This window comes from Burkholderia gladioli, from assembly GCF_000959725.1.
GTDB lineage: Bacteria > Pseudomonadota > Gammaproteobacteria > Burkholderiales > Burkholderiaceae > Burkholderia > Burkholderia gladioli.
Map to the genome: position 1 here is coordinate 3,198,920 of NZ_CP009322.1, position 16,257 is coordinate 3,215,176.

Genomic DNA, 16,257 nt, shown 5'->3' on the forward strand with positions numbered 1-16,257 from the left:
CCGAGCGGGCCACACCCGAGCCCGCTAGCGCGTCGGCCCGTAAGGCTGGGCGCCGGGCGGCGGCAGATCGCGGCCGTCGCGTCCCTCGCGCGGCGCTTCGCCGGCCTGGCTGCCCGGCGACGGCGCCGCTTCCCGATTCCCTTCGTGATTTCCTTCCCGATTCCCGCGCCGCTCGGCGGCATCGCCCGAGACGCCCTCTTCCCCATCCGCGGCGCCCTCGGCCGCGCCACCCGCGCGCCGCCGCTCGCTGCCGAGCACGGCCACCAGCCGGTACGCGAGCGGCGCGAACACCAGCCCGAACAGCGTCGCCGCCAGCACCCCGCCGAACGCGCCGGTGCCGATCGAGCGGCGGCTCTCGGCGCCCGCGCCGGTGGCGATCACCAGCGGCACCACGCCAAGCAGAAAGGCCATCGAGGTCATCACGATCGGCCGGAAGCGCAGCGCCGCCGCGTCGAGCACCGCCTCGCGCAGGCTGGCGCCGCGCCGGTAGGCATCGCGCGCGAATTGCACGATCAGGATCGCGTTCTTGGCGGCCAGCCCGATCACGGTGATCAGCCCGACCTTGAAATAGACGTCGTTGGGCAACCCGCGTGCGAGCGCCGCGGCCAGCGCGCCGGCCGCCCCCAGCGGCAGGATGGTCAGCACCGCGAACGGCACGGTCCAGCTCTCGTAGAGCGCGGCCAGCACCATGAACACGGCCAGTACCGACAGGCCGATCAAGAGCGGCGTCTGCCGCGCGGCGATGCGCTCCTCGCGCGCCGCGTCCACCCAGTCGTAGCCGATCCCGCTCGGCAGCGCCGCGGCCAGCCGCTCCATCTCGGCCATCGCCGCGCCCGAGCTCACGCCCGGCGCCGAGCGCCCGCTGACGTCGAGCGAGGGATAACCGTTGAAGCGCGACAGCGAAACCGGGCCCAGGCTCCAGCGCCGCGAGGCGATCGCCGAGAGCGGCACCATCTGGCCCGTCGTATTGGGCACCATCAGCGACATCAGCTTATCGTCGGACATCCGCGCGCTCGAGTCGGCCTCGACGATCACGCGGCGCATCCGGCCATTGGCCGGGAAGTCGTTGACGTAGTTCGAGCCGAAGGTGCCGCCCAGCAGGCTGGACAGCCGCTCGAAGGGCACCCCCAGCGCATAGGCCTTGGCGCGGTCGATGTCGAGCTCGACGCGCGGGCCGTCGGGCTGGTCCTCGGTGCGGATCGAGGCGAGCCGCGGATCGGCGCGGGCCGCCTCCACCAGTTGCGTGCGCGCCGCCTTCAGCGCATCGAGCCCCACGCCGCCGCGATCCTCCAGCCGGAAGGTGAAGCCGTCGCCGTGGCCCAGGCCCGGCACCGAGGGCGGCAGCGAGACGTCGATGTCGGCCTCGATGATCTTCGAGAACTCGCCGTTGAGGCGGTCGCGCAGCGCCATCGCGTCCACGTCGCGATGCGCCCAGTCGGCCAGCTCGACGAAGCCCATCGCGATGTTCTGGCCGCTGCCGGTGAAGCTCCAGCCGATCACGCTGGTCACGTTGGCCACCGCATGCTCGCGCGCCAGCACCGCCTCGACGCGCTCGACCACGGCCAGCGTGCGCGACTGGGTGGCGCCGGCAGGCAGCTGGATCATCACCTGCAGTTGCCCGCGATCCTCGGAAGGCAGGAAGCCGCCCGGGATGGCCCAAGCCATCAGCGCGCACAGCGCCACCAGGGCCGCGTACAGCAGCAGCATCGGGCGCGGCCGGTCGATGGTGAAGGCCACCACCCGGCGATAGCGCTCGCCGAGCCGGTCGAACAGGCGCGCGAACGCATCGGCCGCGCGCGTGGCGAGCGCCGGTACGCGCCGCCCTCGCGCCGCGGCGGCGCCCCGCCGCTGCGCCTGCCCCGGCCCGATCGGCTTGAGCAGGCTCGCGCACAGCGCCGGCGTGAGCGACAGCGCGACGAAGGAGGACACGCCCATCGAGGCGATCATCGCGATCGAGAACTGCCGGTAGATGCCGCCCACGCCGCCGGGGAAGAAGGCCATCGGCACGAACACGGCGGTCAGCACCGCGGTCACGCCGACGATCGCGCCGCTGATGCGCTTCATGGCGCGGCGCGTGGCCTCGCGCGGCGACAACCCCTCGTCCTCCATGATGCGGTGCACGCTCTCCACCACCACGATCGCGTCGTCGACCAGGATGCCGATCGCCAGCACCAGGCCGAACATGGTGAACACGTTGATCGACAGGCCGAAGATCCACATCGCCACGAAGGCGCCCATCAGCGTGACCGGGATCACCACGGTGGGCACCAGCGTGTAGCGCAGCCCGCGCAGGAACACCCACATCACCAGGAACACCAGCACCACCGCCTCGGCGAGGGTCAGCACCACCTCGTCGATGGCGATCTGCACGAAGTGGGCGCCGTCGAAGGGCACGCGGATCTGCGCGCCGGCCGGCAGGCGCCGCGACAGCTCGCCGATCCGCTCGCGGATCGCGTTCGAGGTATCCAGCGCATTGCCGCGCGGCCCGAGCTGCACGCCGACCGCCGCGGCCGGCTTGCCGTTCAGGCGCGACCAGTAGGAATAGTCGTCGCGGCCGATCTCGATGCGCGCGACATCGGCCAGGCGCACCGCCGAGCCGTCGGGCTTGGCCTTCAGCACGATCCTGCCGAACTCGGCCGGCGAGGCCAGTTGCCCCTTCACGATCACCGAGGCGGTCATCTGCTGGCCGGGCTCGAAGGGCGCATCGCCGATCGCGCCGGCCGTCACCGCCACGTTCTGCGCGCCCACCGCGGTGATCACGTCGTCGGCGCCGAGCCCGAACTCACGCAGCTTGTCGGGGTCGAGCCAGATCCGCAGCGCCACGTCCGCGTCCCACAGCTGGGCCGAGCCGACGCCGGGCACGCGCTTGATCTCGCGCAGCAGGTTGCGGGTGAGGAAGTCGCCCAGCGAGGTGGAATCCTGCCGGCCGTCCTTCGAGGCCAGCGTGACCAGCATCAGGAAGGTGTTGGCCGACTTGAACACGCTGATGCCCTGCTGCACCACCTGCTGCGGCAGCCGCGGCTCGACCTGCTTGAGGCGGTTCTGCACGTCGACCACGGCGATGTCGGGATTGGTGCCCGGCGCGAAGGTGACGTCGATCTCGAGGTTGCCGTGGTTGTCGCTGTTGGTTTCGTAGAACTGGAGATTGTCGATGCCGTCGAGGCTCTCCTCGATGATGCTGGCCACGTCCTCGTCGACGGTTTCCGGCGCCGCGCCGGGATAGGTGGCCGATACCACCACGCGCGGCGGTGCCAGGCGCGGGTACTGCGCGACCGGCAACTGCGGGATCGCCAGCAGCCCGGCCACCACGATCGCCAGCGCGACGATCCAGGCGAACACGGGACGATCGATGAAGAACGACGGCATCGACCTCCCCTCAGTCGCCCGGCGGCGCGAGCGGCGGTGCCGCCACCAGGCGCGCCATCAGCAGCCCGTCGGCCAGCTCGCCGTCGCGGATCGCGTGGGCGCGCGAAAACGCCTCGGTGACGAAGCCGAAACGCTCGTAGAGCGCGATCGCGCGCGTGTTGTCGGCGAACACGTTCAGCTCGATGCGGCGCAGGCCGAGCTCGCGATCGGCGGTGTCGAGCATCGCCTGCATCAGCCGGGCGCCGATGCCGAGGCCCGCGTAGGCGTCGTGCACGGCGATGCCGAAGCTGGCGCCGTGCGAGCGCGGCGGCGGATGCACGAATAGCGCGAGATGGCCGACCACCTTGCCGTCGATCACCGCGCACAGCGCGAAACCCTGGCCGGCGCCGCTCACCAGCGGCGCGTGCCAGTTGCTGACCACCTCGGCCGGCCGGCAAGGCATGGCGAGCGTGTAGCGCAGCGAGACCGGCTGCTGGTGGATCGTCGCGACGGCGGCCGCGTCGGCCGGTTCGTAGGGGCGCAGGATCACGGTGTCGGCCGGGCTTGCCGGCACGGTCGATTCAGGCGCGGCGGCCGGCGTGACGGGATTCGACCCGCTCATGGCTGCTCCGCCGGATTGAAGGGCGCGGCCACCGGCAAGGCATCCACCAGCCGCGCCATCATCCGCAGGTCGACCAGCATGCCCTCGCGCAAGGCGGCGCCGCGCCGGAAGCCTTCGGTCTCGAAGCCGTAATGGCCGAACAGCGCGAGCGCGGCGGCGTGATCGGCATGCAGGTCGATCTCGAGCCGGCGCAGGCCGAGCCAGCGATCGGCGAAGTTCAGCATCGCCTCGACCAGCGCGCGGCCGACCGCGTCGCCTGGCAGCGCGTCGTGCACCGAAAGGTCGAGGATGCCCACGTGATTGCGGCGCAGCCGCTGCGGTGCCAGTTCGCCGAAGCCGACCAGCGCGCCGTCGGCCCAGGCGCCGAAACCATGCCGCTGCGCCACCAGCTTGCCGAGCCAGTCGCGCCGCCATTCCAGCGTGCGATGCGGCGCCTCCAGGCGCCAGGTGGCCACGCCCGGCCGCGACAGCAGCGCGTGCAGCGCCTCGGCATCCTCGGCTTGAAGGGCGCGCACGGTCGTCATGGCGGGCTCGATCGCGGCGAGCGTCACAATGTCAGCGCGAAGCTGCGCACCAGCATGCCCGGCACGCTGAGGCCGCCGGTGGCGCGTTCGCCCCAGGTGCTGTTGTTGAGCAGCGTCTGCGGCTGGGCGCCGAGGCGCTCCAGCTCGCTGCCGAACAGGTTGTAGAAGCTGTCGTCGAAGCGCATCGCCTCGACCGGCGCGACGATCTCGCCATCCTCCACCCAGAAGGTGGCGAAGCGCGTCATGCCGGTCATCCGGCAGTGGCTGCGATCCGAGAAGTTGAGATACCAGAGGTTGCCGACATACAGGCCGGTGCCGAGCGCGGCGAGCACCTCGGCATCGGCCAGGTCGCCGCCGGCGATCGACAGCGACTCGGGCACCTCGGAGGACGAGGCGCCGTTCGGCACCAACCCGTATTCGCGAGCGGTACGCGCATCGACCAGTTGGCCGACGCCGCGCCCGGCCGCCACCAGCGGCACGCTCTCGCGCAGGTAGCCGTCGGCGCTGAAGGCCGGCGCCAGGCCGAGCGAGAAATCCTCGGTGATCGAGACGCGCGGGTCGAGCGCGACCTCGCCCTCGTAGAGCCGCTGCAGCGCACCGCGCGCGCTGCGTTGCGCGCGGGCCGAGAAGCCTGCCCAGCCAGCGGCCAGCTCGACCATCTCGCTGACGGCCGAGGGCTCGAACCAGGTGCGATAGCGTCCCGGCGCCAGCGTCTTCGGCGTACGCGCGATCACCGGCAGGCGCGCGGCCGCTTCCTCGACCTTGGCGGCGAACACCTCGTCGCGCCAGTCGTCGCCGGCATAGACCGACTTGATGGCGCGCCCGCTCTTGTCATACAGCGACCAGCTGAAATTGAAGTTCTCGACCTCGTGCCAGCCGCGGCTGCCCGTCGACGAGGCGAAACCCCGCGCGATCGTGCCGCCGGCATGGGCACCGACGAAGTCGAGCCCTTGCGCGGCCTCGGCCACGCGGGCGGCCAGCGCATCGGCGTCGGGCACGCGGCCGCTGCGTCGCGTGGTGCGCGTCCAGCTGCTGGTATCGAACAGCAGGTGGGGATCGTCGGGCGCATCGCGCAGGGCCTCGCGCAGCGCGGCCAGCGAGTCGGCCAGCGCGGCGCGGTCGCTCGCCCAGTCGCCGCTGGCGGTCTGCTCGACCGAAGCCTGGCGGGCGCCCTGCACCAGCCGCAGGCTCAGCTTGCCCTGCAGCACGCGGCCGGTCTGGCGGATGCGGCCCGTGTTGAAGCGCACGAAATCGGAATGCTCGGCGGCGAACCACAGCAGGATGGTCTCGCCGGGCGCGCGCAGCGCGTCGGCCTCGTCGGCGAGCCGGTCGAAATGCGTCCGCCAGTCGATGGTGGCGGACGTGGAAGCGGTGGCGAATCCGGTCATCACGCGCCTCCGAACACGTCGACGTCGGCGAACACGCAGGCCGGCGAGGCGTGGCCGACACGGATCACCTGGGCCGGCTCGCCCTTGCCGCAATACGGCGTGCCGTGCACGCGGAAGGTGCTGGCGTCGCCCACGGCGCGCAGGCTGCGCCAGAAGTTCGCCGAGATCCCGCGATAGTTCGGCTTGCGCACCACCTGGGTGAGCTTGCCGTTCTCGATCAGTTGGCCGAACTCGCAGCCGAACTGGAATTTGTTGCGGTGATCGTCGATCGACCAGGAGGTATTGGTGCGCATCAGGATGCCGCGCTCGGTGCCGGCGATCAGTTGCTCGAGCGAGGCGTCGCCGGGCTCGATGTTGAGGTTCGCCATCCGGTCGATCGGCGCGCGGTTCCAGTTCGAGGCGCGGCTGTTGGCGACGCCGGGCAGCCCGGCGCGCTGCGCCGAGAGCGCGCCGCCCAGCGGGCGCTCGAGGATGCCCCGGCGAATCAGGTAGGCCTTGGCGGCGGGCGTGCCGTCGTCGTCGTAGGCGTAGGAGGCGGCCTCGCCGGGCAGTTCCGGGTCGAAGCTGACGTTGAGCAGGGCCGAACCGTATTGGTAGCTGCCGAACATCTCGGGCTTGACGAAGCTCCAGCCCGCGAAGTTGCGCTCGTCGCCGAGGATCCGGTCGAGCTCGAGCGGATGGCCGATCGATTCGTGGATCTGCAGCATCATCTGGTCGGGCATCAGCAGCAGGTCGCGCGGCCCGGACGGGCAGTTCGGCGCGGCCAGCAGTTGCAGCGCCTCGTCGGCCACGCGCGCGCCGGCGCCGGCAAAGCCGCTGGCCTCGAACACCGCCAGGCCGCCCTGCGAGAGCATCCCGCGGCCGCCGCCGAGCGAACGCGTCTCGGTCTCGCCGTCGGCATGCGCGACGGCGGTCAGTTCGGGGGTGACGAAGGCGAAACGCTGGTCGATGCGGATGCCGTCGCTGGTCAGGTAGAGCTGGTCGGTCTCGATCAGCATCACGCTGGCGGTGCGCTCGACGATGCGGGGGTCGATCGCGGCGGCCGCGCATTCGTGGGCGAGCCGCGCCAGCCAGTCGGCGCGCGTGGGCAGCGCCGCGCCCACGCCGGGCGAAACGAAGCTGCCGCCGCGGGCCGGCCGCGCCACTTCGCGATGATCGATCAGGGACCAGCGCGCGGCGGCCTTCGCGCGTGCGATCGCGGCGTCGAGCGCGGCCTGCAGGCCCGCCGGCGACAGGTCCGGCGTGGCCGCGTAGCCGGCGCCGGCGCCGCACCAGGCGGTCAGCATCGCGCCGCGATCCAGCGTGCGCTTGAGCGGTTGGGCGACGTCGTTGCGGACCTCGTGCTCGTCGGTCCGCTCGTCGACGATGCGCAGCGACCAGAAGTCGGCATCGCCGCGCAGGCCGCGGGCGGCCTCGGCCCAGCGTTCGTCAATCATTGGCTCTCTCTTCGGCCGCCGCGGCCGTCGAGAGCATCGACGACGCGAGCAGCGCTTGTGTATATGCGTGCGAGGGCGCGTTCAGCACATCGAGCGCATCGCCCGATTCCACCACGCGTCCCGCCTTCATCACGATCACCCGGTGCGCCATCGCGCGCATCACCGCCAGGTCGTGGGTGATGAACAGATAGCTCAACCGGTACTTCTTCTGCAGATTCGTCAACAGCTTCAGTACCTGCTTCTGGATCGACACGTCGAGCGCGCTGGTCGGCTCGTCGAGCACCAGCAACTCGGGTTCGACCGCCAGGGCACGGGCGATCGCGATCCGCTGCCGCTGCCCGCCGGAGAATTCGTGCGGATACCGTAGCATCGCCTCGGCCGGCAGCCCGACCTCGTCGAGCAGCGCGGCAATTCTGCCACGCCTTGCGCTCGCCGTCATGTCCGGCCGGTGCAGGGCCAGCCCCTCGCCGACGATCTGCTCGACCGTCATGCGCGGCGACAGCGAGCCGAACGGGTCCTGGAACACCACTTGCATGCGGCCGTAGAGTTCGCGCTTGCCGCGCGAGCCGCGCACCTCGGCGAGCGGCAGCCCGTCGATCTCGATGGCGCCGGCCGCCGGCTGCTGCAGGCCAAGCACGGTGGCCGCCAGGGTCGACTTGCCGGAGCCCGATTCGCCGACGATGCCGATCGTCTCGCCGCGGCGCAGCGTCAGCGCCACCTCGTGCACGGCGCGAAAGCGGGTCTTGCCGAACAGCGAGCGCAGCCCCTTGGCGGCGGTGCGGTAGTCGACCGCCACGTCGCGCACCTCGAGGATCGGCCGCGCGTCGGCCGCCACCGGCTCGACCTCGCGCACCGGCTCGCTGTCGAGCAGCCGCTGCGTATAAGGGTGTTGCGGGTTGGCGAACAGCGCGGCGGTCTCGTTGGTCTCGACCAGCACGCCCTTCTCCATCACCGCCACGCGCTGCGCGAAGCGGCGCACCAGGTTCAGGTCGTGGGTGATCAGCAGCACCGCCATGCCGCGCGTGGCCGCCTCCTGCTCCTGCAGCTCGATCAGCAGGTCGACGATCTGCTGGCGCACCGTCACGTCGAGCGCGGTGGTGGGCTCGTCGGCCAGCAGCAGGCGCGGCCGGCAGGCCAGCGCCATGGCGATCATGGCGCGCTGGCGCTGGCCGCCCGAAAGCTGGTGCGGGAAGCTGTCGATGCGCCGCTCCGGCTCGGGAATCCCGGTGCGGCGCAGCAGTTCGATGCCGCGCTCGCGCGCCGCGCCGGGCCGCAAGCCCTCGTGCAGGCGCAGGCTCTCGGCGATCTGCTTGCCGACCGTGTAGAGCGGGTTGAGCGCCGTCATCGGCTCCTGGAACACCATCGCGATGTCGGCGCCGCGGATCCCGCGCATCTGCTGCTCGCTCTTGGCCAGCAGGTCCTCGCCGTCGAACAGCATGCGCCCCGACAGCTCGGCGTCGCGCACCAGGCGCAGGATCGACAGCGCGGTCACGCTCTTGCCCGAACCCGATTCGCCGACCAGCGCGACGCGTTCGCCGCGCGCGATCGACAGCGACAGCGTCTGCACCGCGGCGCGGCCGCCGAAGCTGGCGGAAAAATCCTCGATGCTCAGCAGCGGCCTTTCGTGGGACGGATTGGACTGCTTGGACTGGATTGGCGTCATCTCACTTGCCCCCGCCGAAGGCCGAGCCGCGGGCACGCGTGTCGAGCGCGTTGCGCAGTGCGTCGCCCATGAAGGTCAGCAGCAGCAGGGTGACCACCAGGGCCGCGAAGGCCGAGATCGAGATCCACCAGGCGTCGAGGTTGTTCTTGCCCTCCTGCAGCAGCTCGCCCAGGCTCGGCGTGGGCGGCGGCACGCCCAGGCCGAGGAAGTCCAGGCTGGTCAGCGAGAGGATCGCCGCGCTCATGCGGAACGGCAGGAAGGTGATCACCGGCGTCAGGCTGTTGGGCAGCACGTGGCGCCAGATGATCTGCGCATTGGTCAGGCCCATGGTGCGCGCGGCCTTCACGTAGTCGAGCGCGCGGTTGCGCAGGAACTCGGCGCGCACGTAGTCGGACAGCACCAGCCAGCCGAACATCGAGAGCAGGATGAACAGCAGCCACAGCGAGGGGTTGAAGATCGAGGCGAAGATGATCAGCAGGTAGAGGTCGGGCATTGAGCTCCAGATCTCGATCAGGCGCTGGCCGATCAGGTCGGTGCGCCCGCCGTAGAAACCCTGCACCGCGCCCGTGAAGACCCCCACCACCACGCCCGAGATGGTCAGCGCGAAGGCCATCAGCACCGAGAGCCGGAAACCGTACAACAGGCGCGCGAGCACGTCGCGGCCGAACTGGTCGGTGCCCAGCCAGTTGCTCGACGAGGGCTTGGCCGGATACGGGTTCTTCGCGAAATAGTCGATCGTGTCGTAGCGGTAGCGGCTGGGCGGATAGATCACGAAGTTGCCGTTGCCCTCGAGGCGCTTCTGGATATACGGATCGAGATAGTTGGTCTTGGCGGGGAAATCGCCGCCGAACAGCGTCTCGGGGTACTCCTTCACGATCGGGAAGTAGTAGTGCCCGTCGTAGCGCACCACCAGCGGCCGGTCGTTCGAGAGCACGTCGGCGAACAGGCTGATCACGAACAGCGTCGTGAAGATCACGAAGCTCCAGTAGCCGAGCGGCTGGCGCCGGAAGCGCAGCCAGGTGCGCCGCCACGGCGACAGCGACGCCTGCAGGCCGGCCGTCGGATCAGTGGTCCAGGCGGGAGAATTGGATGCGGGGGTCGACGAGGACATAGCAGACGTCAGCGATGAGTTTGGTGATGAGGCCGATCAGCGTGAACAGGAACAGCGAGCCGAGCACGACCGGGTAATCGCGGCGGATCACCGAGTCGTAGGAGAGCTGGCCCATGCCGTCGAGCGAGAACAGCGTCTCGATCAGCAGGTTGCCGTTCAGGAAGGCACCCACGAAGGCGGCGGGCAGGCCCGTGACGAGCGGGATCGCGGCGTTGCGCAGCACGTGCTTCCACAGCACGTCGCGCTCGGGCGCGCCCTTGGCGCGGGCGGTCAGCACGTATTGCCGGCCGATTTCCTCCAGGAAGGTGTTCTTGGTCAGGATCGTGACGATCGCGAAGTTGCCGATCACGGCCGCCGTGACGGGCAGCACGATGTGCCACAGATAATCGAGCAGCTTGCCGATCGCGCTCAGCTCGTCGAAGTTGTCCGAGGTGATGCCGCGCATCGGGAACAGTTGCCAGAAGGTGCCGCCGCCGAACAGCATCAGCAGCAGCACGCCCAGCACGAAGCCGGGAATCGCGTAGCCGGCCAGCACCATCACCGAGGTCACGGCGTCGAAGCGCGAGCCGTTGCGCACCGCCTTGGCGATGCCCAGCGGCACCGAGATCAGGTAGGTGAGCAGCACGGTCCAGAGGCCGAGCGTGATCGACACGGGCAGCTTGGAGCGGATCACCGCCCACACGCTGCGATGCGCGAAGTAGGACTGGCCGAGGTCGAAGCTGGCGTAGCTGCGCAGCATCAGGAAATAGCGCGTGAGCGGCGGCTTGTCGAAGCCGAACTGCTTCTTGATCTGCTCGATCTGCTGCGGATCGACGCCCTGGCTGCCGTGATAGCCGCCACCGCCGCCGCCGGCCTCGCCGCCGCGCGTGCTGCCGTGGCGCAGTTGCGTGAGCACCTGCTCGACCGGGCCGCCCGGCACGAACTGGGTGACCGCGAAGGTGATCGTCACCACGCCGATGATGGTCGGGATCATCAGCAGCAGGCGTCTCAGGATGTAGGCGAGCATCGGTTTACTCCTTGCCGCCCGCCGCGGCCGCGGCGGGGGTCGTGTTGCCGGCTGCCGGCGCCTTGCGGTACCAGTAGTCGATGATCCAGTCCTCGTACAGGTAGGACAGCGGAATCGTCTTGGGATGGCCCAGCGTGACCTTGTAGCCGATACGCGCGTTCGGCAGGTAGTACTGCGGCACCAGGATGTAGAGGTTGATCAGCACGCGATCGAGCGCGTGGGTGGCCGTCTCCAGGTCGTCCAGCGTATTGGCGGCCAGCGCCGCGCGGATCAGCGCGTCGACCGCCTTCGACTTGACGCCCGGGTAGTTCTCCGAGCCGACCTGCGAGGCGGCCGCGCTGCCGAAGCGGCGCGTCAGCTCGGCGCCCGGGATGGTCACCGGCGCGTAGATGTAGGTCGTCATGTCGTACTCGAAGTTGTCGAGCCGCTTCTGGTACACCGCGCTGTCGAGCTCGTGCAGCCAGGCGTGGATGCCCAGCAGCGAGAGCGCCTGCGAATACGGCAGGATCAGCCGGTCCATGCCGGGCTGGTCGTCGATGATCTCGATCGTCATCGGGTTGCCGTTGGCGTCGCGCAGCGCGCCGTCCCGGTAGTGCCAGCCGGCCTGCTCGAGCAGCGCGCGCGCCTCCTTGAGGTTGTCGCGCAGCGAGTTCGGCGGGATCGTGGTCGGCTGCTGGACCATCGGGCCGAACACCTCGGGCGGCAGGTCCTTGCGGAACGGCTCCAGCAGGGCCAGTTCCTTCTGGCTCGGCATGCCGCTCGCGGCGAACGGGCTGGCGGCCCAGAAGCTGTTGGTACGGCGGTACTGGCCGTAGAACATCATCCGGTTCATCCAGTCGTAGTCGAAGGCGAGCGCCAGCGCATGGCGCACCCGCACGTCCTGGAACATCGGCTTGCGCAGGTTGATCAGGAAGCCCTGCATCTGCGCCGGGCCGTCCGGGAACTCGCCCTTCTTGAGCAGGCCATTGTCGAAGTTCTTGCCGATGTAGCGGCGCGCCCACTGCGTCGAGCTGTATTCCATGCGCGCGTCGATATCGCCGGCCTTGAAGGCCTCGAGCATGGTGTACTGGTCGAGGTAGAGCTTGAACGTCACCTGGCGGAAGCGGTACATGCCGCGTCGCGACGGCAGGTTGGCGGCCCAGTAATGCGGGTCGCGCTCGTAGACGATCGAGCGGTCGTTCTTGCGCGCGACGATCCGGTAGGCACCGCTGCCGATCGGCGGCACGTCGACGATCTGGTCGAAGGGCGGGCGCGTGCCGTCGGCGCGCATGCCCCACTTCGGCGAGAACACCGGCAGGTCGCCCGCGATCAGCGGCGCCGAGCGCTCGGCGCGCTTGAAGTCGAAGCGCACCGTGTGCGCGTCCACCACCTCGGCGCGCTTGATGATCTCGAACTGCGCGTTGAACAGCGGCGAGGCCTGGGGGCTCGCCAGCGTGTCGTAGGAATACTTGACGTCGGCGGCGGTGATCGGGTCGCCGTTGGAGAAGCGCGCGGCCGGGTTGATGTGGAACGTCGCCGACAGGCCATCGGGCGCGATCTCCACGTCGTCGGCGATCAGCGGGTACTCGGAGGCGAGTTCGTCCCAGCTGCGCTGCATCAGCGTGTCGAACATCAGGTTCTTCATGTCCGGTGCGGGCGAGCCGCGCACCAGGAACGGATTGAGCGAGTCGTAGCTCTGCGCTTCGTCGTAGTTGTCGAAGTTGAGCGTGCCGTCGTTCGGCGCGTTCGGGTCCGCGTAGTCGAAGTGCGTGAAGTCGGGCGGGTATTTCGGCGAATCGTATTGCGCGATGGCCGGCACGGCGAGCGCGACGGACGGCAGCGCGAGACAGGCGGCCGACGCGGCGCATGCGAACGCGAGGGCCTGCGCGAGACGGCCGGCAAGACGCCGGCCGGCGCCGCGCGGCCGACGCCACGTGACAAGGTTCATCGTCATCCTGCTGGTGGAAGGCGCCGGACGCGGGCCGGCGCGAACAACGGTGGAGAGGGGAAACCGGGCTGGCGGCCACCGCGCGGCCGCCGCCTCCCGCATCAACCGGAAGGCGGCGGCCCGCCGCGAGCCCGGGCCGTCAGGCTGGACCTCAGAACTTGTAGGTCGCGCCGATCTGGGCGAAGCGGCCGATGTACGTGTAGATCGACTGGTCGTAACCGGTCTGGCTCAGCGTACCGTTCGCGAAGATCGGGTCATACGGCGGCGTGCGGTTGAAGATGTTGTCGATACCGCCGTAGATGGTCCAGTTCTTGAAGCCGGTGTAGGTCACCATCAGGTTGAACTGGCTGTACGAGCCCACCTTCGCCGGCGCCGGGGCCGGAATCAGGTTCTGCGCGTACGGGCCGGTGAACAGCCACGTGAGCGCCGCATCCCAACGGTGGTAGCTCCAGTCCAGCGTGGTATTGCCGCGCCAGCGCGGGAAGCTGCCGCCGAACGGCTGGGTCAGCGTGAAGTTGTTGCCCGCGCCGTCCACCGGGGCCGCGCCCGGCTGGCCGATCTTGAAGCTCTTCACGTAGGCCCAGTCGCCCGACAGCGTCAGCGTGCCGAAGCTCTTGAGCGGCAGCGCCTGGCGGAAGGTCGACTCGAAGCCGTTGGTGTCGAGGTAGCCCAGGTTGGTGTACGGCGTGATCTTGTAGAGCAGCGCGCCGGTATTCGGATCGTTGACGATCTGCGTCGGCGCACCCTGGCCGATCACGTTGTCGACGCGGATCTTGTACCAGTCGAGGCTGAAATCGGTGTAGCGGCTCGGCGAGAGCTGGAAGCCGATGTTCAGGTTGCGGGTGTGCTCCGGCGAGATGTTCGGGTTGCCCACCGTGATCGACGTGTAGTTCTGGCCGCTCGCGGCATCGACCTGGCTGCCGATGGTGCGCGAGGCGCTGTCCTCGACGAAGGTCGGTGCGCGGAAGCCGCGGCTATACGACGTGTACAGGGTCAGCTGCTGCGCCGGCTGGTAGCGCAGGGCGAAGCGCGGCGAGAACGCGCCGCCGACGTCCGAGTAGTGGTCGTAACGGCCCGATTGGCTGAAGGTCAGGTTCTTCAGGATCGGCACGTTCAACTGGTAGTAGACCGCCGCGACGTTGCGCTGGCCGTTCACGGTCTGAAGGTTCGGCGACGTCACGAGGCCGTCGGCGAATTCCGAGCCCGGCGCGAGGAATTCGCTCTGGTGCGTGAACTGTGCGCCGAGACCCAGGCCGACATCGCCGGTGGGCAGGTGGAACAGCGTCGGCGTGGACAGCGTCGCGTCGATCGTGTCGAGCTTCGAGATCCCGAAGGTGCTGGCGTCCTCGAACAGGCCGTTCAGCCCGTTCGGCGTCGAACCCGGGTTCGCGAAGTTCAGCGTGCCGTTCTGGTAGATGTTGTTCAGCGCATTGACGTTCAGCTCGTTCGAGAACGAGTTGGACACCGTGCTCTGCGAGTGGCTCAGCGAGGTCGCCCAATCCCAGTCACCGCCGATCGGCAGGCCGAACGAGCCCTTGATGCCGGTCGATGCGCGCCAGAACGTGGAGTTGGTCTTCTCCGCAACCGCTTCCGGGAACGAGTAGGTCAGTTGCGACGGCGCGCCCGTGGTGTTGAACGGGTTGCTGGTCGGAACGATGGTGTTGAACGGCGAGAGCTGTTGCGTGACCGGGTTCCAGACCAGCGCCGGACCCTGCGGGTTGCCGATGGTGTGGGTGCCCTGGTTCGAGGTCGACGAGATGCTGCTGATCATGAAGTCGCCGAACGCGGTGGTCTTGTCGTCGACCTTGAAGTCGCCGTGCAGCTTCGCGTTCAGGCGTTCCGTCATCGGCAGGATCGACATGCTCTCGGCGGTGTTCGCCGCGCAGACCGTGCCGCCCAGGCCATTGGTGGCCGCCAGCGAGTTGGTGCCCGCCGGCCGCACGACGCTGCCCGGCGGGCAGCCGGCGAGCGCCTGCGCGTTGCCGCCCGGCAGGTTCCAGTACGAGGGTGCCAGCACCGACAGGCCGCCCGGGAAGCCGGTGAAGTCCTGGTTGCGGGTCGAATCGCGGTCCGCCAGCGTGAAGCCGTTGGACTTGTAGTAGCTGGCCGCCGCCGTGATGTTGAAGCGGTCGGCGTTCAGGTCGCCGAAGCCGGCCAGGATGCCGAACTTGGTGGTGCCGTCGCCGTTGCCGGAATTGATCGCCGAGCCCAGGCTGCCGTCGAGCTGCACGCCGCGGAAGTCGTGCTTGGTGATGATGTTGACCACGCCGCCGATCGCGTCCGAGCCGTATTGCGACACGGCGCCGGTCTTGACGATTTCGATCCGCTCGATCGCGTTGAGCGGCAGGGTGTTCAGGTCGAAGAAGGAGTCGTCGGCGTTCGAGAAGAACGCGAACGGCGCGACGCGCTGGCCGTCGACCAGCACCAGCGTGTACTTCTCGGGCAGGCCGCGCAGCGCGATGCCGGCCGCGCCGGCCGCGAAGCTGCTGCTCTGGCCTTCGCTCCAGCTGTTCGCCGAGTTGGCGGTGGTATTGCGCAGGAAGTCGGCCACCGTGGTCGCGCCGCTGCTGGTGATTTCCTTCGGCGTGATGGTCTGCACCTGGTTGAAGCCGACCTTGTCCGAGCTGCGGATCAGCGAACCCGTCACCTCGAAGCGCTTGATCTGCTGCACCTTGTTGCCGCCCGCGGGCGCGGCCGTCGTGGCCGCGCCCGAGGCACCCGCCGGCGCGTCGGCCGTGGCGGCCCCCACGCTGGACGGCGTATCCGCCTGCGCCACCTTGATGGCCGGACCGGATGCCAGGGCATCCGCCACTGCGGCCGGCCCCGCCGCCGGCTGGCTTTGCGCGAACGCCGGCACTGCCAGCGTCGCCGCCAATGCGATTTCCGCCCAGACGATCTGCCTCACGGCCATCGCCAACACTCTCTGTTTCATCTTGCCCCTCTCGCTGAACAAATAGACCCCACCCGTCGCGCGCGAAATCTCATGAATTTCGTTCACCGCCGACGCGGCATCGCGTTTCGGCACCGATTGCCAAACCCTGTTTTATTGCCGGTTCCCTGCTGTGTAGTGCGTGTTACCGCGTCGCCCGCAGCGGATGCATCCATGACGGCATCCTTACAAGTTGTTAGTCCTGCGAACGATACTGCCTGAGCGACAGCTGCCTGCTTCGCGACCGGTTCGATCGACCGGGTCGTCGCGACCCCGCGCCCTCCGCGGTGCCGCCTGCCTTGTTCG

10 protein-coding genes are annotated in these 16,257 nt (G+C 69.3%); all 10 read right to left on the minus strand.

Annotated elements, in window-relative coordinates; translation table 11 throughout:
• Positions 1-24 precede the first annotated feature (24 nt).
• The 10 genes from BM43_RS13845 to BM43_RS13890 all read right to left on the minus strand — a co-directional run bounded on the left by BM43_RS13845 (position 25) and on the right by BM43_RS13890 (position 15,954).
• On the minus strand, positions 25-3,366 hold the full coding sequence (locus tag BM43_RS13845) for a multidrug efflux RND transporter permease subunit (protein WP_036055205.1): 3,342 nt from the start codon (positions 3,364-3,366) through the stop codon (positions 25-27).
• A 10-nt stretch (positions 3,367-3,376) separates the two neighbouring features.
• Positions 3,377-3,967 carry a GNAT family N-acetyltransferase gene (locus tag BM43_RS13850; RefSeq protein ID WP_036055204.1) on the minus strand — a complete coding sequence of 197 codons (591 nt, stop codon included), beginning with the start codon at positions 3,965-3,967 and terminating at the stop codon, positions 3,377-3,379.
• Positions 3,964-4,491: a GNAT family N-acetyltransferase gene (locus BM43_RS13855; RefSeq protein ID WP_036057062.1), complete on the minus strand. Its 528-nt coding sequence runs from the start codon at positions 4,489-4,491 to the stop codon at positions 3,964-3,966. The genes BM43_RS13850 and BM43_RS13855 overlap by 4 nt, the downstream gene beginning before the upstream one ends.
• A gap of 23 nt (positions 4,492-4,514) precedes the next feature.
• Positions 4,515-5,879: a metallopeptidase TldD-related protein gene (locus BM43_RS13860; RefSeq protein ID WP_036055203.1), complete on the minus strand. Its 1,365-nt coding sequence runs from the start codon at positions 5,877-5,879 to the stop codon at positions 4,515-4,517.
• A complete protein-coding gene (locus BM43_RS13865) occupies positions 5,879-7,315 on the minus strand; it encodes a TldD/PmbA family protein (protein ID WP_036055201.1) in 1,437 nt (478 codons plus the stop codon). Before BM43_RS13865 ends, BM43_RS13860 begins: the two co-directional genes overlap by 1 nt.
• The gene (locus BM43_RS13870; protein WP_042285894.1) at positions 7,308-8,978 is read right to left on the minus strand and encodes an ABC transporter ATP-binding protein; all 1,671 of its coding nucleotides are present in this window, start codon (positions 8,976-8,978) and stop codon (positions 7,308-7,310) included. The genes BM43_RS13865 and BM43_RS13870 overlap by 8 nt, the downstream gene beginning before the upstream one ends.
• Before the next feature lies 1 nt (position 8,979).
• The gene (locus BM43_RS13875) at positions 8,980-10,089 is read right to left on the minus strand and encodes an ABC transporter permease (RefSeq protein ID WP_036055199.1); all 1,110 of its coding nucleotides are present in this window, start codon (positions 10,087-10,089) and stop codon (positions 8,980-8,982) included.
• Complete coding sequence (locus BM43_RS13880; protein WP_013691699.1) at positions 10,043-11,095, minus strand: microcin C ABC transporter permease YejB; 1,053 nt, start codon at positions 11,093-11,095, stop codon at positions 10,043-10,045. The genes BM43_RS13875 and BM43_RS13880 overlap by 47 nt, the downstream gene beginning before the upstream one ends.
• A 4-nt stretch (positions 11,096-11,099) precedes the next feature.
• Positions 11,100-13,022, minus strand: a complete 1,923-nt coding sequence (locus BM43_RS13885) for an extracellular solute-binding protein (RefSeq protein ID WP_036055198.1) — start codon at positions 13,020-13,022, stop codon at positions 11,100-11,102.
• 151 nt (positions 13,023-13,173) lie between these two features.
• The gene (locus BM43_RS13890; protein WP_036057060.1) at positions 13,174-15,954 is read right to left on the minus strand and encodes a TonB-dependent receptor; all 2,781 of its coding nucleotides are present in this window, start codon (positions 15,952-15,954) and stop codon (positions 13,174-13,176) included.
• Positions 15,955-16,257: the final 303 nt, after the last annotated feature.